The following is a 311-nucleotide window of genomic DNA, read 5'->3' on the forward strand; positions in this document are numbered from 1 at the left end:
CCGGTGTGGCTGATGCGGGTGAACAGCCATTCCCGGTTCAGGCGCGGGTTGTCGTGTTCGGTGAGTGCCACCTTGGCGCCGACGGTGAAATCAGGACGGTTGCTCTGGCCGTTGGCCGTGGTGGCGTCGTTCCTGAGGGCCTCCAGGCGGCTTTCGGTGAAGGGTTGGCCGCTGGCGTCCTGTTTGAAGCGGCCGGGGTAGTCATAATGTTGATAGTCTTCCCGCTGGGCCTCAAGCCTGTCGGCCTGGTGTTCGTGCATCAGGGCGTAGGCGGGGTTTTTGAAGGTGTAGTCCTTCATGGCCACGGAGGC

General features: G+C 63.0%; 1 protein-coding gene. It reads right to left on the bottom strand.

From position 1 onward, the window contains the following. Positions 1-311, bottom strand: a 311-nt coding sequence (locus NLU14_RS21420) for a contractile injection system protein, VgrG/Pvc8 family (RefSeq protein WP_275710438.1), incomplete at both ends; no start/stop codon positions are given.

This window comes from Marinobacter iranensis (genome assembly GCF_029207565.1).
Taxonomy (GTDB): Bacteria; Pseudomonadota; Gammaproteobacteria; order Pseudomonadales; family Oleiphilaceae; genus Marinobacter; species Marinobacter iranensis.